The organism is Mesorhizobium sp. WSM4841 (assembly GCF_055811515.1).
The window spans coordinates 19,680-38,894 of record NZ_JBVVQC010000040.1 but is presented as its reverse complement, the minus strand read 5'-3'; the positions used below and the strand labels follow the sequence as shown (position 1 = coordinate 38,894).

Genomic DNA, 19,215 nt, shown 5'->3' with positions numbered 1-19,215 from the left:
CTCACCGGTCAGCAGCGGCCGTATGTCGGCCGCTTTTTTGCGCGTTTCGACCTTCGGGTTGCGAGGAAAGAAATCAAAAGCAACGTAATCGTCGGCGAGGTCGAACTGTTTTGCAGTCTCGATGTTCCAGCTTCCGACCACCAGCGTAATGTGGGCATGCGCAAAGCGCTGACGCAGGTCCTTCAGGGGCGCTAGAGACATCCAAAAGTCCCCGACATGATCAAGCTTAAGCGCCAAAATTCTCATCTTGGCGCTTGACTGTTCCGGCTCTTCCCAGCTGCGGTATACAACTTGATTGCTGTCGTGCTTTGTAAAGTATCCCATTGCCATTCCGAAGATTATACGGATAACACTGCTAGCCCAGTGATGTCTGTGTAGGTTGGAGTGCTTCCCGTCTTATCCGCATGAACGAATTAAGCGGCAAAGACTCTGAAATGACTGGTAATTTTGCAGTGTTCGCGGCTGCGAGTGAAAGAGGAGTTCCGGCGTTCGGCCCGGTCAGTCGGGAAAGCTTTGCCGACCGGCGAGGGCAATCACGGGCGGAAAGATGGGCTGCCGGACTTCTTTGCGGGAAAGGGCAGGTGCGGTAGGCCCGGGTGACGCTGGCCGTTCAACCGTTCTGAGAGCTAAGACTCTCCGCTAATTACACCTGCGTGAAAAAGAGGTCTGAGTTCGAAATCGTCGGCCTGCTGCAACTCATTCCCAGGACAATTTCCAGCGCACGTCTGAGCTCATCCAAAGATTTTCCCCTTTCGGGTCCCTTTTCAAGCGACAGAGGCAACGGATGATCGGTGCGTGTCCGGTGCTCTTGTCAATGCGAGATTCCGGAAGGTTGATCAAATAGTTTGTTTCGATAAAGCGCATCCATGCCATGGATAGTGGATGCGGACCGGGACCACACCGCTTAACTGATGACGATGCCGGCCTCGGCACTTTCTAGTCTAGGGCATCGAGGATGACTAGCCAAAAGGGCCTTTGAAGCGGCGCTCGGCAAACGCTTTCAGGCTCTTTTCCAGATGCTTGCTGATGGCTGAGATGAAAGCGGTCGAGAAGGCGTGACCGCAGGGCACTTCGGGGGACTTTCAGGAATTCTGTGCGCGAGGCCGATTTCGTCATTGGCTGACCAACCTTCGCCGAAGACGGCGAACTGGGTCTTGGCCTCGAACCATTAGCGCGGCGGTCGTTTTCATTCCTCGGCGGCGTGGTTCAGGACCAAGTATAACGTTCCCGGCGGCGGCGTCGCGCTGCTGCGCGCTTCGCTGGCCATCACCGTCAGCGGCGCCAACTCCGACCAGACCGCCGGCATCGCCATCGTGCGTCGCGCGCTGCAGGCTCCGGCTCGCCAGATCGCGGCCAACGCCGGTGCGGAAGCATCGATCGTTGCCGGCAAGATCCTCGAGAACAAGGGCCCGACCTTCGGCTTCAACGCCCAGACCGGCGAATATGGCGACATGATCGCCATGGGTATCGTCGATCCGGTCAAGGTCGTGCGCACGGCTCTCCAGGACGCGGCCTCGGTCGCCGGCCTGCTGGTCACCACCGAAGCCATGATCTCGGAGGCTCCGAAGAAGGAGCCGGCTGGCGGCGGCATGCCTGGCGGCATGGGCGTCATGGGTGGAATGGACTTTTAATCCAGCCGATCTGGCTTCACATACGCGAAAGGGCGGCAGCGATGCCGCCCTTTTCTTTGAAGTCGGATCCGGCCGGAAATGTTCGGCGCGTACGCCGGCCGTATGGCCGTAGTAGCGATGGTCGTGAAAGCAGGACAAGGAGAGCGAGCGCGCGGGCACGGATGCGGCGGAGAGCCGCTGGCGCATCGTGGCTTCGAAGACAATCAACGTATTCGAAAACCGTTCAAGAGTATGAGGGAGCGGTGGCGAAACCGTGCAATCAGCCTAGATTCGCGCCACCCCCAAGTCGCCGAGAGCATGAGGCAGCAGCGACCGCTTGTCGTCGAGATCAACAGAAGCGTGGGCTCGTGAAGCGGCCACAGTCAATCTGGGCCGGCATCGACCTGACTGCCATCCCGAACGATATATAACGGTCGCAGCGGTGGCCAGAACGACTATCGGCATAGCGTCCGGCCGTTTTTCGCCAGCACGAATGCGGCAGCTCCATTGCGATCGCGGCAATTCGGATCGGCACGGGGCGCCGCTCCGACCCTCAGGGCTGTCCCGGTCGGCACAAGCCATCGCTCAGCGGGGATCAAGCCATCGGCTTTCGGAATGACCGGCGACGCTTCGTCTCAACGATTATGCCGGTCGGGCTGTCGGCCGTATTCTTCGCCTTGAACACGGCGGTTCGCTTCGGTTTTGGTTTGGGTGGCGCTTGAGGCTCTGCCCTTGGCTCCGGCGTTTGCTTGGTTTCTTGCTTGTGCTTGCGGGCGCAAAGCAAAGCCTTGGCGGTCGCCGCGTCCGCATCCGAGACCACGCCGGCCGGCTTGCCATCGAGATCGACCCGTGCGGCGCCGGCATCCAGTCTCGCCAGGTATTTGGCCATCCTGGTATACGCCAGCAGGGCTCTCCTCAATTCATCATCAGACAGTTCGCCGTCAAGCACCCGAATGTCATGATGGATGCCGATCTTGAGCGGCCTGGGCGCTTTCGGATTGAACGCCGCAGGCCACTTGGCCGATAGATAGCGGAAAAGCTGTGCAGGCGATTTGCCTCGGCTAGCGCTCAACATCATAAGCCTCGCCCGATTTGTTTTCGTTTTCGATTCGGACCTTCCTAGCACTGATATATGCGATGATTATGGAGAAATGGGCATTCATCCCGCAGAGCAAAGCAGCAGGGCGCCTCTTCATTCGGGCAGACGAAGTTCCTGGTGGACCGAGCAGGATCGGTACCAATCACGCCGAGCCGCCCCGATCGAGTTCATAGCAGTAGGGTCGGCGGTCTCTTGCCCCATATCTCCGCCAGCCCATTGAACCTTGGCAGCGTATCTGAAACGCCAGCAGCGAAAAGACTCGGCGGCCTCCGCCGTGCGCCCGTCGGCGAGTAGGACGCCGAAAGCGTCGCGGCTCCCCTCACCCGTTCGGCCGTTCCGTTCTACCAGGCGAGCGTCTCGTAGCGCGAAAGCTGCTCACGCGACCGTTTCGCGATCTCGGCCGGATCGACGCCGTCCTGGGACAGGAAACCATGCGGATGGCAGGCAAAACGGTTTCGCCGCAGTCCGGCGTCGATCACGAGAACCCGGCGTCGGGCGCGGAGCAATCTGCAGGGCGGCGGCCATTCCGGAATAGCTGCCGCCGATGACGATGATGGAACCTTCAGCCAGGGCAGCTCAATTCGATGGTTGTGAGCGAACGCTTCGGGCCCCATTCGATTGCCCGACTCGGCTCATGCCGGGACGGGCTGTATTCTGAGGATGTTTGCGCCATGTTCATGGTGGCCACCAGGAGATCGCCTCAGAAGCGGCGCTCAATCGGAAACATTAGCACCTCCGCGTCTTGTCGCGGCTGCTTGAACTCTTCGACGGCAACCGTCTCAATTAGCAGATCCAAGGCTTCGCGCCCCCTCCGACTCATCGGGTCATCGCCACGCAGGTAATGATACGCTCGATCTAAATGCACTCGCGCGGCGGAAAAATCGCTTGTCATATGACCCTCTCAGTTGCCGCCCGCGCTGGCCGTCTACGAGGTGAGGGTCGCGCAATCGTCAATATCCACAGACGGATTTGATTTAAATTGCGGATGATCTGAGAGAAATCCGGACCCCGGCTTGTCTTATGCGAGAGCCCCTTGCTGGACGTCGCCGGCCCGGCTCGGTTGGCTCTGCAATAGGGGTTTCGTTGTGTGCGCCGTCATGAAATGTCGCACGTTTTACGCTATGATCGGATTGAACCTCGCATCGGCCGCTACCGCTATGTTCGGTCGGCAGCCGATACCGGGAAAAGTGCTCCTCCGCGAATGACCTGACCAACGTGGAAGCATGGGTCCTACCTCGTGCAGGAGATTGTCGCTGGCGAGTTTTGGAATGGCCGCAGAAACGCCGCAGCTTGCATGAAACAGCTCCTTCGCGCGAGCTAACAAGCACACGACAGCCGTCAGCCGACAAGCGTGGCGCGCAATGCCTTTGCCGGGTTTGCCAAGCGAGCCCTGCCAATGTGTCCCCAGCATCATCCATAAGCCGTCCCGAGTTTCTGGCCGGTCGAGCGATCGCACGCGCAGGCATCCTGTTCTCCTGTCTCGCGCCGCTCGCGCGGGCCGTATATGCTACGGTCCCGGCACCAAAGAAAAACCTGCTCGAGCATGGCGCCAACCGATTGCCCGGTCGGACACAGTTCGCCAGCGATCCACAATGTCAGCTCTTCCCGATCGGGCCGTTTCAGGCGCCGTAAGCCGAGATACTGCAAAATCTCGGCACAATGCCGGCGCGCAGTCCGACCGGAGAAATCATACTGGTTCACGGCGTCACATTCGACGCCAAGCTGCTCAGCCAGCCAGGAAACGCTGTCGGTCGGGATCGAGGCGTGGTCCTGTACAAAGAAGCCGTGTGCGGCGAAGTAATAAGCTGAACCGCCAATCCCAGTAGCGCCGGGGCCGGCTTGCCGTTCACAAATCCATGTCGGAAAAGCTCAGGCTCCAACGCCCGATAAAATCCTCATTCGAAATACTCAAACCCATCAGCCTACTCCATAATTCGGAGCAGACTGTCATTCCCCGCAATTAGCGGGACAATTTTCCCACAACGTTCTTCAACTTGGCCAAAATCCCAGCTTCGAGCCGACAGGGCCAGGATCTGCTGCAGCGGCTGTTCCCGGGGCATGCCGGAGCCTGCTGCGCGAGCTGGGACCGTGAGAACAAGCACGAGCGCGGCGGTCCAAAGAAAGCGAAGCTTCTTGCACATGAATTAGCCCTTTCAAAACTGCTGAAGTTGCGGGAGCGTCAGTTGGGTGACGGCTTAATCGCCGCTGCCCTCTGACCGCTGGACCATGGTTCGTCCGGTTTGACGAACCGACTTTTCAAGACCGGTCGGCTGAGTAGCCAAGTCGCCTGCCGCCATCGAGACCGGCAACTGCAACGCAGAAGGACGAAGCCGACGTCACACATCCATTTCGTAAATGTTTCTATCGAATAAATCTATTTTTCCAATTGTCTGATGAGGAATATGAACTCGCCAGGTGGCGTGGGGGCTGTATCAGAAGGAGTGTTTGCGATGGAAAAGTTTATCCAGGGTGGTCCGAGGGGAGGAAAAACCGTCTTCGGCAGAGACCGCGATGATGATATACTTGGTTCCGATGGCGGTGACTGGCTCGAAGGTCGTGGCGGCGGTGACCGGATCTTGGCCGGCCAGGGTAGTGACCGAGCCATCGGCGGCGAGGGCAATGACCGAATCTTCGGCGAACAGGGCCCTGACCATCTCTCCGGCGACAACGGCCGCTACGAACCGCGAATCGTCGGTCAGGACAATGACGAGATCGACGGCGGTCCCGGCGACGATTTCATCTACGTAGGTGACGGCAGGGACTATCTGAGAGGCGGGGCCGATAATGACACTTTCGTGTTCCAGTTCCACGATCCAATTCTGGATATTGAGCCTTGGCCTGGGGAGCCTGAGGGGCCTGGGGGAGACTTGGAAGGAACCGGTGTTCCTGACATCACTACTATCAAAGATTTCGATCCGAAGGAGGATACCTTCGCCTTCGACGCCGTGGGCCTCTACAACGATGGTTTTGGCGCAAACTTCATCAATAACGCCAGCTCAGAGTCTGGCTACCCGGTGAGCAGCTTCTACAGCGGTGCGGCCTCGGATGCGAAGGGCGAGCACGTCGTGGTGATCACCGACAAATCTTTCACCTCTGCCTCTGACGCCGCGAATGCCATCTCCGGCGAAACCGTCGGCGACATCATCGTCTACCACGACGGCAGAACGGGACTCGCGAGTCTGGCCTATGTCACCGCCGAGAACCAGGCGGAGGACTTCACCCACCTGGGCGGTGTGGACAGTTTGGCCGACCTGGCCGGGCTGGGCCTGACAGCCTCGGACTTTACCTTCGTCTGATTCGGAAAGTCCATACGGGACGCGCGCGCCCCCCACGTGGGGGCGCATTCCTTTCCACTACTTGCCGTTGGCCGTGGGCGCAGCGTGTCCAGTTTGATAAAGGGCTGCTGGTCGTAGACCGTACTGAAGGTAAAATATTCAGGCGGTGAGGCTGTTCGGGCCCTCACGGCAGGCGCGGAGCACTGATCGCTGAGAGCGAGCCGATGCGATCAGTGTCGCTGCCCCTTCGGCGAGCACTACGCGTGCTGTGCTAACAGTTTAACGGAGGCATCCCTGAGCAACCATCCCTCGAATATTTCAGCTTTGAGACCTTCCGGTCTGACTTCCACCATTGGGGGAATTTTGTTGATAAGCGGCGTGGTCAATGTGCTTGCGCTGACCTCGCCGCTGTTCATGCTGCAGGTCTATGACCGCGTTCTGGCAAGTGGCAGCGTACCGACGCTGGTGGGGCTCGCCGTGCTTGCTGCTGGGCTTTGTGCGTTCCAATGCCTGCTCGCAGTTCTGCGCGCCCGCGTGCTGCTGCGGATCGGCGAGCGTTTCGACGGACAGTTTTCCGGACGCATTCACGATGCTATCGTTCTGCTTCCGCTTTCAATGCGCATGCCGGGCGACGGCTTGCAGCCGCTTCGCGATCTCGACAATGTTCGCGGATTCCTATGTGGAAAAGGTCCGACGGCCTTTTTTGATCTGCCATGGATGCCGCTTTATCTTGGCATTTGCTTCCTCTTTCATTTCTGGATCGGCGTGACGGTGACTATCGGAGCGGTCGTTCTGATATCTATGACATTTCTTACCAATGCTCTCTCGCAACGGCCGACACGCGATACAACAGCCCACAACATAGTACGTCATCGCCTGTTGGAAGCAGGGCGCCGCAATGCCGAGGTCGTGCAGGCGTTTGGTCTCGGAAAGCGAATCGCTGCCCGATGGCACCAAGCCAATGCCAAGTATTTGGCCGCCAGCCGGAAAGCCGGGGACGTGGCAAGTGGGCTCGGCGGCATTTCAAGCTCGCTGCGTGTGATGCTGCAATCGGCCGTCCTTGCCTTGGGCGCATACCTTGTCATCAGGCAGGAGGCTACGGGTGGGGTCATGATTGCCAGCTCGATCATGATGGGGCGTGCGCTGGCTCCGGTCGATCTGGCCACTTCAAACTGGAGACCCTTCCTCATGGCGCGCCAGAGCTGGGCGCGGCTGGAGGACCTCCTGGCAAAGATCCCCGAAACTGCTCCTGTCATGCCTATGCCTGCACCTGAACGCGAACTGCGCGTCGAAAGCGTGACAATCTTTCCGCCCGGCGAAAGGAAGCCGACCGTGACCGGCCTTGCGTTTGCCATTCAGGCGGGAAGCGCACTGGGCGTCATCGGCGCATCGGGTTCCGGCAAGTCGACGCTCTCGCGCGCCCTTGTCGGCGCATGGGCCCCGGCCGCCGGAAAGGTTCGCATCGACGGCGCAAGCCTCGATCAATGGGACCGGGAAGCACTGGGCCGTCATATCGGGTATCTGCCGCAAGGCGTTGAACTGTTCGACGGCACCATTGCCGAAAACATCGCTCGTTTTGAAGATAGTCCTGACCCTGACGCTATTGTCGCCGCAGCGAAGGCCGCAGGGACCCACGAGCTCATCCTCCGATTTGAGTACGGTTACGAAACTCCGATCGGTGAGGCCGGATCAGCACTTTCCGCCGGGCAGCGTCAGCGCATCGGTCTTGCCCGTGCTCTCTATCGCGACCCTTTCCTTGTCGTGCTCGATGAACCTAATGCCAATCTCGATGCGGAAGGCGAGGCCGCCGTCATTGAGGCGATCGCCTCCGTGCGCGAGCGGAAGGGCATTGCGGTTGTCGTCGCCCATCGGCGGAGCGCCCTGCGTGCAGTGGATTACGTGTTGACTATGGACGGTGGGCGGCAGAGGGCCTTCGGTCCGCGTGATGAAGCGCTGTCCAAGGTCCTGAAAGGGGCAGCGACGACACCAGGCATGCGTCAAGGCGCACAAGTCTTCACACGATGAAAGGGGAGTGCTGATATGGTGGCCCCGATGTCCGGCATTTATCAGAGCAATGACGTTTCCAGCTCCATTCGCCATCACCTGTTGGTGGGCCTTGTGGCCAGCGTGATCGTTGTCGGAGGAGCCGGAGCCTGGGCGGCCGTCACGAATCTTTCCGGCGCAGTTGTCGCATCCGGACACTTTGTTGTCGATTCCCATGTGAAGAAGGTGCAGCACCCAACTGGCGGGGTGGTGGGAGAAATCCTGGTGCGCGAAGGTGATAGAGTGAAAGCCGGCGACGTCGTCATGCGGCTCGATGCCACCCAGACGCGCGTCAATCTCGCCATCGTCACCAAGCGGCTCGATGAGCTGGCCGCCCGGCTGGCACGATTGGAAGCTGAGCGTGACGATCTGGCGGAGATCGCCTTCCCCCACTGGCTGCTCGCTCGCGGAGATGGTTCGGACGCAGCTGCGGCAATACACAACGAGACGCGGCTGTTCGAATTTCGTAGACAATCCCGCGAAGGAAAACAGGCCCAGCTAGCGGAGCGCATTGCTCAATGTCAGCACGAGATCGAGGGACTCAAGGAGCAGGAAATTGCCTACGAGAAAGGCATCGAGATTCTCCAAAAGGAAATTGCTGCCCTCAGTGGGCTGCGCGAACAAGGCATTGTCTCGGACCAACGCTTGAATAGCCTTAAGACGCAGGTTGCCACTTTCGGCGGCGAACGCGGTGAGAAGATTGCCTATCAGGCACAGACGGCAGGCCGCATAACTGAAACGCGCCTGCAGATCCTGCAGGTCGATCAGGATCTCAAGACGGAAGTCGGCCAAGAGCTCAGAGAGGTTCAGGCGCAGATAGGGGAATATGTTGAGCGCAAGGTGGCGGCTGAAGACGAACTGCGACGAATCGATATTGTCGCGCCTCAGTCAGGCATCGTTCAACAACTCGCAGTTCATACGGTCGGCGGAGTGATCACGCCCGCCGATCCGATCATGCTAATTGTGCCCGAAGGCGACGATCTGACGCTAGAAGTGCGGATCAACCCGAAGGACATCGACCAAATCCAGCTCCTTCACAAGGCTGTGCTGCGGATGTCAGCCTTCAATCTGAGAACCACGCCTGAATTGAATGGATATGTAAGCGGGATCGCAGCCGATCTGGTGACGGACGAAAAAAGCGGCATTTCCTATTACCTGGTGAGTCTCTCAATCCCGCATGCGGAACTGACGAAACTCAAGGACCTGACGCTCGTGCCTGGCATGCCGGCCGAAGCGATGGTCCAGACGGGCGAGCGTACGGCGCTTTCCTATCTTGTGAAGCCGCTGTCCGACCAAATCAGTCGCGCATTCCGCGAGGAATAGAAAATAGGCATTTTCGCCGTTGAACTCATTATTTTGCGAAACGTTGAATCTGGAGGGTTCTGTGTAGTCGCGAGCCCGATTGGGTGGGCACGCACGGGTCGCGACTACATTGAAGCCTGATTGAGCTGAACCGCGGGATGGCGGGCGGGGCTATGGGGATTTAGGGCTCGACAGTGTGTCCGAGGCGCCGGAGCGGGCTCGCCGATCGCTCTGGGGCAGTCGCCCGTCGTCGCGGTGCAGGACCATCTGCGACGCGAGAGACGGCGCCATTGGGTCGTTGACGCTGAGGTGCAGCGTTGCTGGCGACAACTAGGCTGCGACTTTGACTAGCGGCGCGCAAAGGCCCGGCAGCGACTGTAGCAGACGCCGGGATGGACGGGGCGAGCGTGTCGGTAGGCAGCGTATCATGAGGTGTCTGGCCAGATCGGGGCCTTGCGCGGGATCGGGCCGAGCGAGGCCATGGCGCCGCCGCAGCCCGGACAGATGTCCAGGGAGCGCCCTGTGAGACAGCGATAACGCTGGCGATAGTCGGCGGTCGGGTCCGGCGTCAGCGGCATGGGCGCCACCAGAAGAAGACGGCACTGGGCGAGGTTGGCGACGCGGTGGCCGTTGGCGAGGAGGCCGTAATGGCGGATGCGATGGAATCCGTCTGGAAGGGCGTGCAGCAGGAAGCGCCGGATGAACTCGTCGGCGCTTAAGGTCATGAGCTTGTGCTTGGACTTGTCGTGGTGGCGATAGTCCTTCCAGCGGAAGCTGACCTTTCCGTGGTCCAGGCTCACGAGGCGGCTGTTGGCGATGGCGACGCGATGGGTGTAGCGGCCCAGATAGGCGAGGACCTGTTCGGGACCGCCGAACGGGGGCTTGGCGTAGACGACCCATTCGATCCGCTTCAGTCCAGCCAGTTGGGCGCAGAAAGTGGCAGGGTCGGCCAGGCTGGCGAGATCGCTGAAGAAGCGAAGCTGGCCGGCGTCGAAGGCGTCCCGCAGGCGCTCCAGGAATAGCCGCCTGAACAGGCGCGACAGAACCCGCACGGGCAGGAAAAATCCCGGCCGGCAGGCGATCCATCGCCGGTCCCCGGCCTTCCCCGGGGCAGGCTCGAGCGACAGGCCACCGCCCGGCACGACGCAGTGGACATGCGGATGATGGTGGAGATTTTGACCCCAGGTATGAAGCACGGCGACCATGCCGATCTCGGCGCCCAGATGCCTGGGATCGGCCGCCGCCACCCTCAAGGCTTCGGATGCGGCCTTGAACAGGATCGCATAGACCGCCGCCTTGTTCTGGAAGGCGATCTCAGCGATCTGGGCCGGGACGGTGAAGACCACGTGGAAGTATGGGACCGGCAGCAGCTCAGCCTGCCGCTCGGCCAGCCACTGGGCGCGGGCTAGGCCTTGGCACTCACATGGGCGAACTCGGGTCAACCGGATTGTGTACGGCTTACGGCTTCATGGATTCTCTCCTCGTGTTGTTACGGATCCGAGGTTGAGCCTGTTTCCAATTCGAGCATTTCTGGCTCGGTTGAAACTCACATACGGTCGCCGCCTCGCGGCGGCTGCACCCTTATCCCGCATACGGCGGCTAGGCTCAGGGGGACGTGACCATTCTTAGGGGCGGTTGTTGAGACCATATGCCAGGCCGGTTCGTCCACCTGGATCCGCCGGGGCTGATCAGGCCCCGTCAGATGGCGAAAGAGGCTTAGTTGGCTTCAGATCAGGCCGGCTTTATGATGGCGCCCTCCATCACCACACCGGCGGTCGCATACTGCCACAGTGCGACCAGCAGTTTACGCGCCAAGGCGACGATCAGCGGCTTACGCAGCCGCCCGCCGTTGCGCTCGACCCGCTGTTTGAACCACTGGCTGAGGGCCGAGTTTGGTTGGTGTCGCAGCCACAGCCAGGCCATCTGCACCATCGTTCCTCTCAGCCGCGGATTGCCCGCTTTTGAGACGCCCTGCTCGTGATCGACAGAACCGCTCTGCCAGGGCGTTGGCGCAAGCCCGGCGTAGGCCGCAAGCTGCCTTCGATTGTCGAAGTGACGATAAAGACCTTCAGACCAGAGTACGTTGGCGAACTCAGCGCCCACACCCTTCAGATGCAGCAGTCTAACCACCGGCGCCGGGTCGTTCGCCTTGGCCCGATCCAACAGCAGATCGTCGCGCGCCGCCTCGACCTTTTGCAACTGCTCCAGGATTAGCTCAAGCCGGTCGAGCTCACGCACAACCTGTGCCTTCAGGTGGAAAGGTAAGGCGCGACCGTCACCCGTTTGCAGACCCTCGAGCCTGGCGCGCCGGTCGCGACGCAGCGGCTCATAGTCACCGACACCCTGGGCGAACAGCAGCCCCTTGATCCGGTTGACGTGCTCCACCCGCTCGGCGATCAGCGTCTTGCGCTCCCGGCAGATTCGGCGGCGATCCTCTTCCTCGGGGCTCGGCGGCTTGACCATGGAGCAGACCCGCGGCTCGCCGCGCTTGTAAGCCAGCAAGGTCCGTACCAGGGTCTCGCCGTCGATCTTATCGGTCTTCGCCCGCCGGCGTCGCCGAGACACCAGGATCGAGGCGGCGTCGACCACGTGGCTCTCGATCGCTTCGCCCTGAAGCACCCGATGGATCCAGAAGCCGTCTAGTCCAGCCTCCTGGATGACAATAATCCGGAAGCGCTCGCCGGTTCGTGCCCGAGCCTTTTCCTGGAGTGTCGCAAACAGCTCCAGGAGTCCCGCAACGTCCCCGCCCCGCAGAGAATGCTTGGACATCTTCTCCCCGCCACCCGGCGACAGTGAAGTGATCAGCCAACTTGATCGAGACAGTTCCATCGAAACAAAGATCGCGCCAAGATCGATGCGGATAGCGGCCTGTTCCGGCCGATTTGCAACCTGTTGCATTGTCGTCTCCAGAATGAGTGGGTTTAGCAACGCCATTCTGCCTGACGGCAGGTCGCTATCCACCAGCCCATAGGATCTTAGGGCAGTGGCGGTTGCGGCAGTTATAGGCTTGCCGCACGAGGCCGCAGTCGGTGCAGTGTTCGGCGTGACCGCCCAAGGCCGCGGTCCGGCACGCCTCCACCGCGGCCATGACCCGCCGCTCGACACGCCCGAGATGGCCGGCATGGTCGCGGCGATAATCAGCCCCGTGACGGTGGAATACATCCGCCACTTCCAGATCCGGGCGCATGGCGCGCGGCTCAGCCGGGCGGCGTAATCTCCATGTGGAGTTGGTCAAAAGGACTGGCGGTCCGGCCGATCACAGCCGTTGAGACCTGGGCGTATAGTGTCGTCGTCGCCAGGCTGCGATGGCCCAGCAGGACCTGAATGATCCTTATGTCCGTGCCGGCTTCCAAAAGGTGGGTGGCGAAGCTGTGGCGAAGGGTGTGCACCGTCACCCGCTTCTCAACGCCCAGGAACTCGCAGGCTGCTCGACAGGCGATCCCCAAGGTCTGTGGATGGATCGGGCCGCGGCCATCGCGCCGGGGAAACAGCCATCGTCCCGGCTTGGTCAACCGCCAATAGACGCGCAAAATCTCCAGCAGCTGCGGCGACAGCATCACATAGCGGTCCTTGCCGCCCTTGCCTTGCTCGATGCGAATGATCATCCGGCTGCTATCGATGTCCGTCACCTGCAGACGCGCCGCCTCCGCGGCGCGTAAGCCCACCGCATAGGTGGTCATCAGAGCGACCCGGTTCCTCGTCCCCTTCACGGCCTGCAGAAAGCCGACCACCTCATCGGCGCTCAGCACGACCGGCAACTTGCGCGGCGTCCGGGCGTAAGCGATCCGCTCAGGCAGATCAGATCGACCCAGCGTCACGCCGTAGAAGAAACGCAAGGCGCAAACCGTCTGGTTCAACGCGCCCCACGAGACCCTTCGGCCCACCAAGTGGGCCTGATAGGCGCGCACCTCTTCGTATCCCAGTTGATCGGGTGATCGTCCAAAAAATCGACTGAACTTCGCCACGTGATGCACGTAGGATCGCTGGGTCTCCGGTGACAAATTGCGGATCGTCAGATCTTCAATCATCCGCTGACGCAGAGGGCTTATCTGGGCCATCTCGGGTTCTCCTGTCTGGAAGGTTGGCTCGACACCAAATCTTCTCAGTCAGGGGCCTCCTCAGGCCAGACCCGCGCATCAGCTACCGCGGCAGCGGTTTAGTTCAATCAGATCATTGCTGATTTGGGAATCCTACGACTCCTACAAATCCCATCCCGCTCTAGCAGACACAACACAGGAGAAAGACACATGGCACTAGTCAGTGGCAGAGACTCCAACGATCACTTGCATGGGACGCCCGATGAGGACTTGATCCGAGACAGCCAGAACAGGAACGATCTGCACCCGCCACGCGCCTTGGCGAGCGCGAGAAGATACGTATCCGTGACCTGTGCCGAGGTCAGGATTTTCGCTGCATCGATGCCGCCGGAGCCAACCAGGCGCACATCGTCGGGCCAGAAGCTGTGCCCGTGCGGAGCCCGCAACTTGGTAACGATTTGCGCAACGACGGCGGGCGAGCCGGCGAATTGGGATACCTTTGGTTGCCGACGATGCGCAGGACGCCATTCTCGGTAAAGGGACACGTAGCCCATGCGGCGTTACCGGTCTGTTCGAACCAGCCATGCGCGTCGTCATGGGCGACATGACCAGGATCGATCAGTGCGATCAGGACATTGACATCGAGCAGGAACATCAATGCAGTTCGTCTCGCAAGGCATTGGCCGTCTCAAGCGTGACAGGAGGTGCATCCGGCCGAGGCGACAGTAGAGGAATGCCGTTGCGCTCGCCGCCGGCTTGAGGCCGACGCAGCGAGCGCCGGGCGAGATCGGTGATGACCTCGCCAAGGCTGCGATCCTGCTGCCGGGCGATGGCCTTGGCCGCGACCAGGACGTCGTCATCGATAGCGAGTGTGGTTCTCATATCGCGCTCCTTAGCATGGCATGCATCAATCATTACGCATCAAATAGCAGAGAACGGGATACTCAACCGCAACGTCAATCCCCGACACCGCGCTCCCGCAACGTTGTTCGCTTGGCCAAAATCGCAGTTTCGGGTCGGCTGGACCAAATTCGGCAATCTGCCCAAGATACACGCGTCTAAATAGAGTCCACCCCATTCACAAAACCGGCTCCGTGGAGTAGTGGGAACGCAGAGAAATCTCCGGTCGCAGCCTTACCCGGTCAAAACAAGGACTCAAACCATGAATGCCCTCGTCATCTGCTCCGGCGGATTGGACTCTGTTTCGCTCGCTCACAAGGTGGCGACCGAGCAGAAACTCATTGGCCTGCTTTCGTTCGATTACGGCCAGAGGCACAAAAAGGAACTCGGCTTTGCCGCTATCTGCGCCAAGCGGCTGGGTGTTCCGCACCAGATCGTCGATATCCGCGATGTTGGCCGGAACCTGAGCGGCTCGGCGCTGACTGATAATGTGGACGTGCCCGACGGGCACTATGCCGAAGACTCCATGAGGATCACGGTGGTGCCGAATAGGAACGCCATCATGCTGGCCATCGCCTTCGGGGTTGCCGCCGCGCAGAAGGCCGATGCGGTGGCCACTGCCGTCCACGGCGGAGATCATTTCATCTATCCCGATTGCCGGCCCGCTTTTATCGACGCCTTTCAGACGATGCAGAACCATGCGCTCGCAGGCTACGCCGATATCCGCCTGTACGCTCCGTATGTGAATATGTCGAAGGCCGACATCGTCAGCGAGGGGGCAAAGTACGCCACACCGTTCGAGGCGACGTGGTCCTGCTACAAAGGTGGCGCACGCCATTGCGGTCGCTGCGGGACATGCGTCGAACGGCGCGAAGCATTCGATCTGGCCGGCATTGCCGACCCGACGGATTATGAGGACGCAGCCTTCTGGCTACAGGCCATCCGGATAAGGAGCGCGTGATGTTCCGCATCACCAAAGAGTTCCACTTCTCGGCCTCGCATCAACTCACCTCCTTGCCACCCGGTCATCAGTGCGCGCGCCTGCACGGCCACAACTACATCGTCGTAGTGGAGCTTTCGGGTGGCGAACTGGACGAACACGGCTTTGTGCGCGACTACCAAGATCTGGCGGCGTTCAAGCACTACATCGATGGGACGTTCGACCATCGGCATCTTAACGACGTGCTGGGGCATGACCATGCCACAGCGGAATGTCTGGCCAGGCACTTCTACGACTGGTGCAAGGTGCGGCTACCCGAAACCTCCGCCGTGCGGGTGAGCGAGACGCCGAAAACCTGGGCGGAATACCGACCATGACTTGCGGGTTGCATCCTCGAATCCGCGTGAGCGAGATTTTTGGCCCGACCATTCAGGGCGAAGGCATGCTGATCGGCTTACCGACGGTGTTCGTAAGAACAGGCGGGTGTGATTATCGCTGCTCCTGGTGCGACAGCTTGCATGCGGTGGACAGTCGCTTCCGCCATGAATGGCAGATGATGTCTCCTGACGCGGTCTGGCGAAAGGTCGCTTCGCTTTCCGGCGATCAGCCTGTGATGGTGTCGCTGTCGGGTGGGAATCCGGCCATCCAACCGCTTGGCCAGTTGATCGACCGAGGGCATGGTGAGGGCTACCGCTTTGCATTGGAGACCCAGGGCTCGGTGCCTAAGGAATGGTTCGCAGATCTCGACGTGCTGGTGCTAAGCCCCAAGCCGCCCTCAAGCGAAATGACGACAGATTGGGCCGTGTTCGACACCTGCATCGAGGCGGCCCAGGATAAGCCGCAGATGGCGCTCAAGCTCGTCGTCTTCGACGATGATGATTTTGCTTATGCCAAAGACGCCGCGGCGCGCTACCCACACTTACCCGTCTATCTGCAACCCGGCAATCACACGCCGCCGCGTCCCGGCGACGAAGACGCGTTCATCGACATGGTCGGAGTGATGAAGCGCATGGAATGGCTGGTCGAAAAGGTGACCCGCGACAGGTGGTGGCAGGCGCGTGTACTGCCGCAGCTTCATGTTCTGCTTTGGGGAAACAGACAGGGCGTCTAAGCCCACACTGGCCAGTGTTTCGTTGGCAGCATGGATATCTGCCAGGGCGACGATGAACCGCTTCCGTAGGGGGTTGCGACTTGGTTTGGCACGTGTTGCCCGCCTAACTGCAGAACAACGAATGCCGGTTCCCATCACCCGCAATTCTCATGGGCGACTTAGCTCAAGCCCAAGCTCGCCAAGCCTTTTAGGACGGCCTCTCAAGGGCGATCTTACTGTACTGATGATATGAGACGCTGCTGGAGCTCGGGCGCAAGCCCTCCAATGCTCCAAGGCCCCGAGGCGGGATGCTCAGGGTCTCCAGCCCCCCGGCGAGGGCGACGAGACGCTGCTGGAGCCCGGGCGCGAGTCCTGCCAAGTTCGCGCCGATCTGTTCCAGGGCCCAGTTGCCCTCCGGGGGATCAATCAGCCCTCGACCACCGCGACGAGTTGTGCCTGCTGACTCGGGTGACGCAATTGAAATTCAACGCGAGTGTTTGGATCACGTCGGATATATCAGCGCGGCAAAGGGTTTCTCGTCATCATGGTGTCGAATCAACCTATTCCAGATGGCCTGAACTCGGATAGCCCGTTGATACCTTTTTCCAAGCGCCTGGGTTTCCTTGGCGACGTCACGCAGCTTGGGATTTGACTGCGACAATATGAGGAGATCGATGGGGCTGAGCCGCTCAGCAATCTCGCCGACTACCGCGAGCGGTAGATGCGTAATCCCCGTAGGCGTAGACGGTCGAGCGGAAGTGAAGCCGGAGTGTCATGCAAAAGATCGCACATTTGCAGGCGTAAAATGGGCGAAGCCATGAACGAGCTCAAGACACGGCTGTTACCTCATGTCCGATCCAACACCCATCCCGTCTTTGACGCTCTCCTTGATGTAGTCAGCGATGGCGGGTTCCGGTTACACTCGATCGCGTGCTCTTTTCACCGCCAATTCAAGCGCTTGGCTCAAAGGCACCGCCTTGGAGAATAGGAAGCCCTGAGCGGTTCTGCAGCCAAGCTTGTGCAGAATTTGCCGGTCTGCCTCTGTTTCGACGCCCTCGGCCATGACCTCGATCCCGAGCGTCCTACCAAGATCGATCACCGTTTTGACAAGCAGCCGGTCCTCCCGGGACCTGGCCAGTCCGCGAATGAAGCCCTGGTCTATTTTCACCTTGCGTATCCGACTGTCCTTGAGCGATGCCAACGTGGAAAAGCCGGTGCCGAAGTCATCGAGCGCGATGGAAATGCCGGCATGTGAAAGGCGTCCGAGCTTTTCATCCACTCTGTCCGGATCCACTGGGGATTCTTCGGTAATCTCGATTTCGAACATCGTTGCAGGGAGGTCTTTTGCCGCCAGACCATCCAGAACCATGTCGTCGATATCGCCGGCTTCCAGTTCACGCGGTGAAACATTCATCGCCACACGAACATCACGACGGTCAGCTTTCACCAAGCCGTCGATAAGAGCACAACAGTCGGTGAATACCGTTTGAGTTAGCAGCTGAAGCATTCCGGTTTCGCGTGCAGCAATCATGATTTCGGGTGGAGAGATGGCACCATGAATCGGATGGGACCACCTTAGCAAGGCTTCAAAACCGACCACGGCCTCGGTGTCGAGTCTTACGATGGACTGGAACCAAGGGCCCAAGCTTCGTGTCTCTATCGCCGAATGAAGGTCGCGTTCGATGGACTGGCGGCGTTGCAGTTCCCTGTCGAGTTCGGCATCGAACAGGCAAAATTCGTTCCGGCCACGACGCTTGGCCGTGTAAAGGGCGACATCCGCCCGCAGCAACATTTCCGTCAGCACCGGCCTTTCAGCTAGGTATATTCCTATAGATGCACCGATCCGGACGGACGCGACCTTAGGATAAGGGCGGGCAACTTTGGCTATGATGTTGGATGCGAGGTTACTGGGAGAAAGCGAATTTCTGAGCGAGGGAAAAAACAGCACGAACTCATCGCCGCCGATGCGGGCGAGCGTTGAGCATTCCGGCGCTTCCTCCTCTATCCGGCGGGCGATCATGGCGAGCAGTTCATCACCGGTCCTGTGACCGTAGGTATCGTTGACAGATTTGAAGCCATCTAGATCAATCAGCATTGCGACGAAGGGGCCGTCTGTGTTTTCGAACTGACCGATTGCGTGTTCGAGGCCCCGTCTGTTGAGAAGGCCCGTTAGGTGGTCCTCCCTGGAATTGCGCTCCATTTCCGCCGCAAGCCGCTCGGCCTCATGTCTCAGGCGGCTTGCTTCGCGGAAGCGAGCTTGCCCTACAAACGAGCTTCGAACCAAGCCGCCCATGAAGAGCAGAACGGTAAAAGCCAGAATATAATCTTCAAAGTTGCCTTTCGCCGACAGGCACCCCGCCGCGATGAGGAGCGGCGGCGTGATGAAGTTGGTCGCTGTCGCGGCATATGAACTGCCGTATGTAACCGCACCAGCTGAAATGCCCGCCAAAATAATCAGATGCAGCGGTGCTTGAGGTGTCGTGTATCCACCAGTGAGGACGGCAAGAAAGGACCAGGCAATCCCTGCCAGAAGAGCAAGGATGGCAAACCAGCGAAGCCGCAGCGAAACCGCTGTCAGATCGTCCTGGTGCCCCGTCTCTCTAAGTTTTAGCTGATAACGGGCGAGTGCAAGGCGGGCGGCGTTTATGGCATTGACGACCAAGAACCAGATCGCGGCGGCAAAGCCGCCGCCAGAAAGGGCCTGCACCATCAAAATCAGGCCTGATAGGATAGCGCTTATCGGCATTGACACGAAGAGACCGGCCCTCAGGTCAGCAAGCTGATCCTGAAGAATTCTGGCATCCAGCGCGTCTTCTTTGTTCAGGGCCATAGATCAGTCAGCTTGCTTCCAGGTTTCTTTCGCGGCGAAAATCTATGCAAACCCACTGAAGGGCGGGTTAACTATTCAGCGGGGTATCA

General features: G+C 59.8%; 13 protein-coding genes and 5 pseudogenes. 7 read left to right on the top strand and 11 right to left on the bottom strand.

Annotation, left to right across the window (positions count from 1 at the left end; all coding sequences use genetic code 11):
* Positions 1-1,214 precede the first annotated feature (1,214 nt).
* Positions 1,215-1,631 (top strand): annotated as a pseudogene (locus AC0L14_RS30870) (TCP-1/cpn60 chaperonin family protein); the annotation flags it as partial.
* Positions 1,632-2,205: 574 nt separating this feature from the next.
* On the opposite strand, the gene AC0L14_RS30865 reads toward AC0L14_RS30870, so the two are convergent.
* The 4 genes and pseudogenes from AC0L14_RS30865 to AC0L14_RS30850 form a co-directional block, all read right to left on the bottom strand.
* Complete coding sequence (locus AC0L14_RS30865; protein WP_473751761.1) at positions 2,206-2,688, bottom strand: ProQ/FINO family protein; 483 nt, start codon at positions 2,686-2,688, stop codon at positions 2,206-2,208.
* Positions 2,689-3,050: 362 nt separating this feature from the next.
* Positions 3,051-3,188 (bottom strand): hypothetical protein, encoded by a 138-nt coding sequence (locus AC0L14_RS30860; protein WP_473751759.1) that lies wholly within the window; start codon positions 3,186-3,188, stop codon positions 3,051-3,053.
* Positions 3,189-3,409: 221 nt separating this feature from the next.
* Positions 3,410-3,601: a hypothetical protein gene (locus AC0L14_RS30855; RefSeq protein WP_473530211.1), complete on the bottom strand. Its 192-nt coding sequence runs from the start codon at positions 3,599-3,601 to the stop codon at positions 3,410-3,412.
* 593 nt (positions 3,602-4,194) lie between these two features.
* Positions 4,195-4,627, bottom strand: a pseudogene (locus AC0L14_RS30850) (DUF4158 domain-containing protein); the annotation flags it as partial.
* Between the two features lie 532 nt (positions 4,628-5,159).
* Here AC0L14_RS30850 and AC0L14_RS30845 point away from each other — a divergent pair.
* The 3 genes from AC0L14_RS30845 to AC0L14_RS30835 all read left to right on the top strand — a co-directional run bounded on the left by AC0L14_RS30845 (position 5,160) and on the right by AC0L14_RS30835 (position 9,350).
* Entirely contained in the window at positions 5,160-6,005 is an 846-nt protein-coding gene (locus AC0L14_RS30845) for a calcium-binding protein (RefSeq protein WP_473751758.1), read from the top strand.
* A gap of 294 nt (positions 6,006-6,299) precedes the next feature.
* Complete coding sequence (locus tag AC0L14_RS30840; protein ID WP_473751773.1) at positions 6,300-8,009, top strand: type I secretion system permease/ATPase; 1,710 nt, start codon at positions 6,300-6,302, stop codon at positions 8,007-8,009.
* Between the two features lie 27 nt (positions 8,010-8,036).
* Positions 8,037-9,350: an HlyD family type I secretion periplasmic adaptor subunit gene (locus tag AC0L14_RS30835; protein ID WP_473751757.1), complete on the top strand. Its 1,314-nt coding sequence runs from the start codon at positions 8,037-8,039 to the stop codon at positions 9,348-9,350.
* A 404-nt stretch (positions 9,351-9,754) separates the two neighbouring features.
* Here AC0L14_RS30835 and AC0L14_RS30830 read toward each other — a convergent pair.
* From AC0L14_RS30830 to AC0L14_RS30805, 6 genes and pseudogenes are all read right to left on the bottom strand, one after another.
* A pseudogene (locus AC0L14_RS30830) lies at positions 9,755-10,765 on the bottom strand (IS91 family transposase); the annotation flags it as partial.
* Between the two features lie 295 nt (positions 10,766-11,060).
* A complete protein-coding gene (locus AC0L14_RS30825) occupies positions 11,061-12,227 on the bottom strand; it encodes an IS110 family RNA-guided transposase (RefSeq protein WP_473751755.1) in 1,167 nt (388 codons plus the stop codon).
* A 76-nt stretch (positions 12,228-12,303) separates the two neighbouring features.
* Positions 12,304-12,516: pseudogene (locus AC0L14_RS30820) on the bottom strand (transposase zinc-binding domain-containing protein); the annotation flags it as partial.
* A gap of 10 nt (positions 12,517-12,526) precedes the next feature.
* Positions 12,527-13,387: a site-specific integrase gene (locus AC0L14_RS30815; RefSeq protein ID WP_320237185.1), complete on the bottom strand. Its 861-nt coding sequence runs from the start codon at positions 13,385-13,387 to the stop codon at positions 12,527-12,529.
* Between the two features lie 284 nt (positions 13,388-13,671).
* Positions 13,672-14,024 (bottom strand): annotated as a pseudogene (locus AC0L14_RS30810) (TA system VapC family ribonuclease toxin); the annotation flags it as partial.
* Positions 14,021-14,248 carry a CopG family transcriptional regulator gene (locus AC0L14_RS30805; RefSeq protein ID WP_473751752.1) on the bottom strand — a complete coding sequence of 76 codons (228 nt, stop codon included), beginning with the start codon at positions 14,246-14,248 and terminating at the stop codon, positions 14,021-14,023. The pseudogene AC0L14_RS30810 and the gene AC0L14_RS30805, both read right to left, overlap by 4 nt.
* Before the next feature lie 280 nt (positions 14,249-14,528).
* Here AC0L14_RS30805 and queC point away from each other — a divergent pair, with 280 nt between their 5' ends.
* From queC to queE, 3 genes are read left to right on the top strand one after another with little or no spacing between them, the layout of a single operon-like run.
* Positions 14,529-15,227: a 7-cyano-7-deazaguanine synthase QueC gene (gene queC, locus AC0L14_RS30800; RefSeq protein WP_473751750.1), complete on the top strand. Its 699-nt coding sequence runs from the start codon at positions 14,529-14,531 to the stop codon at positions 15,225-15,227.
* Positions 15,227-15,583: a 6-carboxytetrahydropterin synthase QueD gene (queD, locus tag AC0L14_RS30795; RefSeq protein WP_473751748.1), complete on the top strand. Its 357-nt coding sequence runs from the start codon at positions 15,227-15,229 to the stop codon at positions 15,581-15,583. Before queC ends, queD begins: the two co-directional genes overlap by 1 nt.
* Complete coding sequence (gene queE / locus AC0L14_RS30790) at positions 15,580-16,317, top strand: 7-carboxy-7-deazaguanine synthase QueE (protein WP_473751772.1); 738 nt, start codon at positions 15,580-15,582, stop codon at positions 16,315-16,317. Before queD ends, queE begins: the two co-directional genes overlap by 4 nt.
* An 895-nt stretch (positions 16,318-17,212) precedes the next feature.
* On the opposite strand, the gene AC0L14_RS30785 is transcribed toward queE, so the two are convergent.
* On the bottom strand, positions 17,213-19,126 hold the full coding sequence (locus AC0L14_RS30785) for a putative bifunctional diguanylate cyclase/phosphodiesterase (RefSeq protein WP_473751747.1): 1,914 nt from the start codon (positions 19,124-19,126) through the stop codon (positions 17,213-17,215).
* Between the last annotated feature and the right edge of the window lie 89 nt (positions 19,127-19,215).

What these genes read in the sequence shown, in the direction of transcription:
- queD (WP_473751748.1), top strand. Translation starts at nt 15,227, where the DNA reads ATGTTCCGCATCACCAAAGAGTTCCACTTCTCGGCCTCGCATCAACTC.
- AC0L14_RS30815 (WP_320237185.1), bottom strand. Translation starts at nt 13,387, where the DNA reads ATGGCCCAGATAAGCCCTCTGCGTCAGCGGATGATTGAAGATCTGACG.
- AC0L14_RS30855 (WP_473530211.1), bottom strand. Translation starts at nt 3,601, where the DNA reads ATGACAAGCGATTTTTCCGCCGCGCGAGTGCATTTAGATCGAGCGTAT.
- AC0L14_RS30785 (WP_473751747.1), bottom strand. Translation starts at nt 19,126, where the DNA reads ATGGCCCTGAACAAAGAAGACGCGCTGGATGCCAGAATTCTTCAGGAT.
- AC0L14_RS30845 (WP_473751758.1), top strand. Translation starts at nt 5,160, where the DNA reads ATGGAAAAGTTTATCCAGGGTGGTCCGAGGGGAGGAAAAACCGTCTTC.
- AC0L14_RS30865 (WP_473751761.1), bottom strand. Translation starts at nt 2,688, where the DNA reads ATGATGTTGAGCGCTAGCCGAGGCAAATCGCCTGCACAGCTTTTCCGC.
- queC (WP_473751750.1), top strand. Translation starts at nt 14,529, where the DNA reads ATGAATGCCCTCGTCATCTGCTCCGGCGGATTGGACTCTGTTTCGCTC.
- queE (WP_473751772.1), top strand. Translation starts at nt 15,580, where the DNA reads ATGACTTGCGGGTTGCATCCTCGAATCCGCGTGAGCGAGATTTTTGGC.
- AC0L14_RS30835 (WP_473751757.1), top strand. Translation starts at nt 8,037, where the DNA reads ATGTCCGGCATTTATCAGAGCAATGACGTTTCCAGCTCCATTCGCCAT.
- AC0L14_RS30825 (WP_473751755.1), bottom strand. Translation starts at nt 12,227, where the DNA reads ATGCAACAGGTTGCAAATCGGCCGGAACAGGCCGCTATCCGCATCGAT.
- AC0L14_RS30805 (WP_473751752.1), bottom strand. Translation starts at nt 14,248, where the DNA reads ATGAGAACCACACTCGCTATCGATGACGACGTCCTGGTCGCGGCCAAG.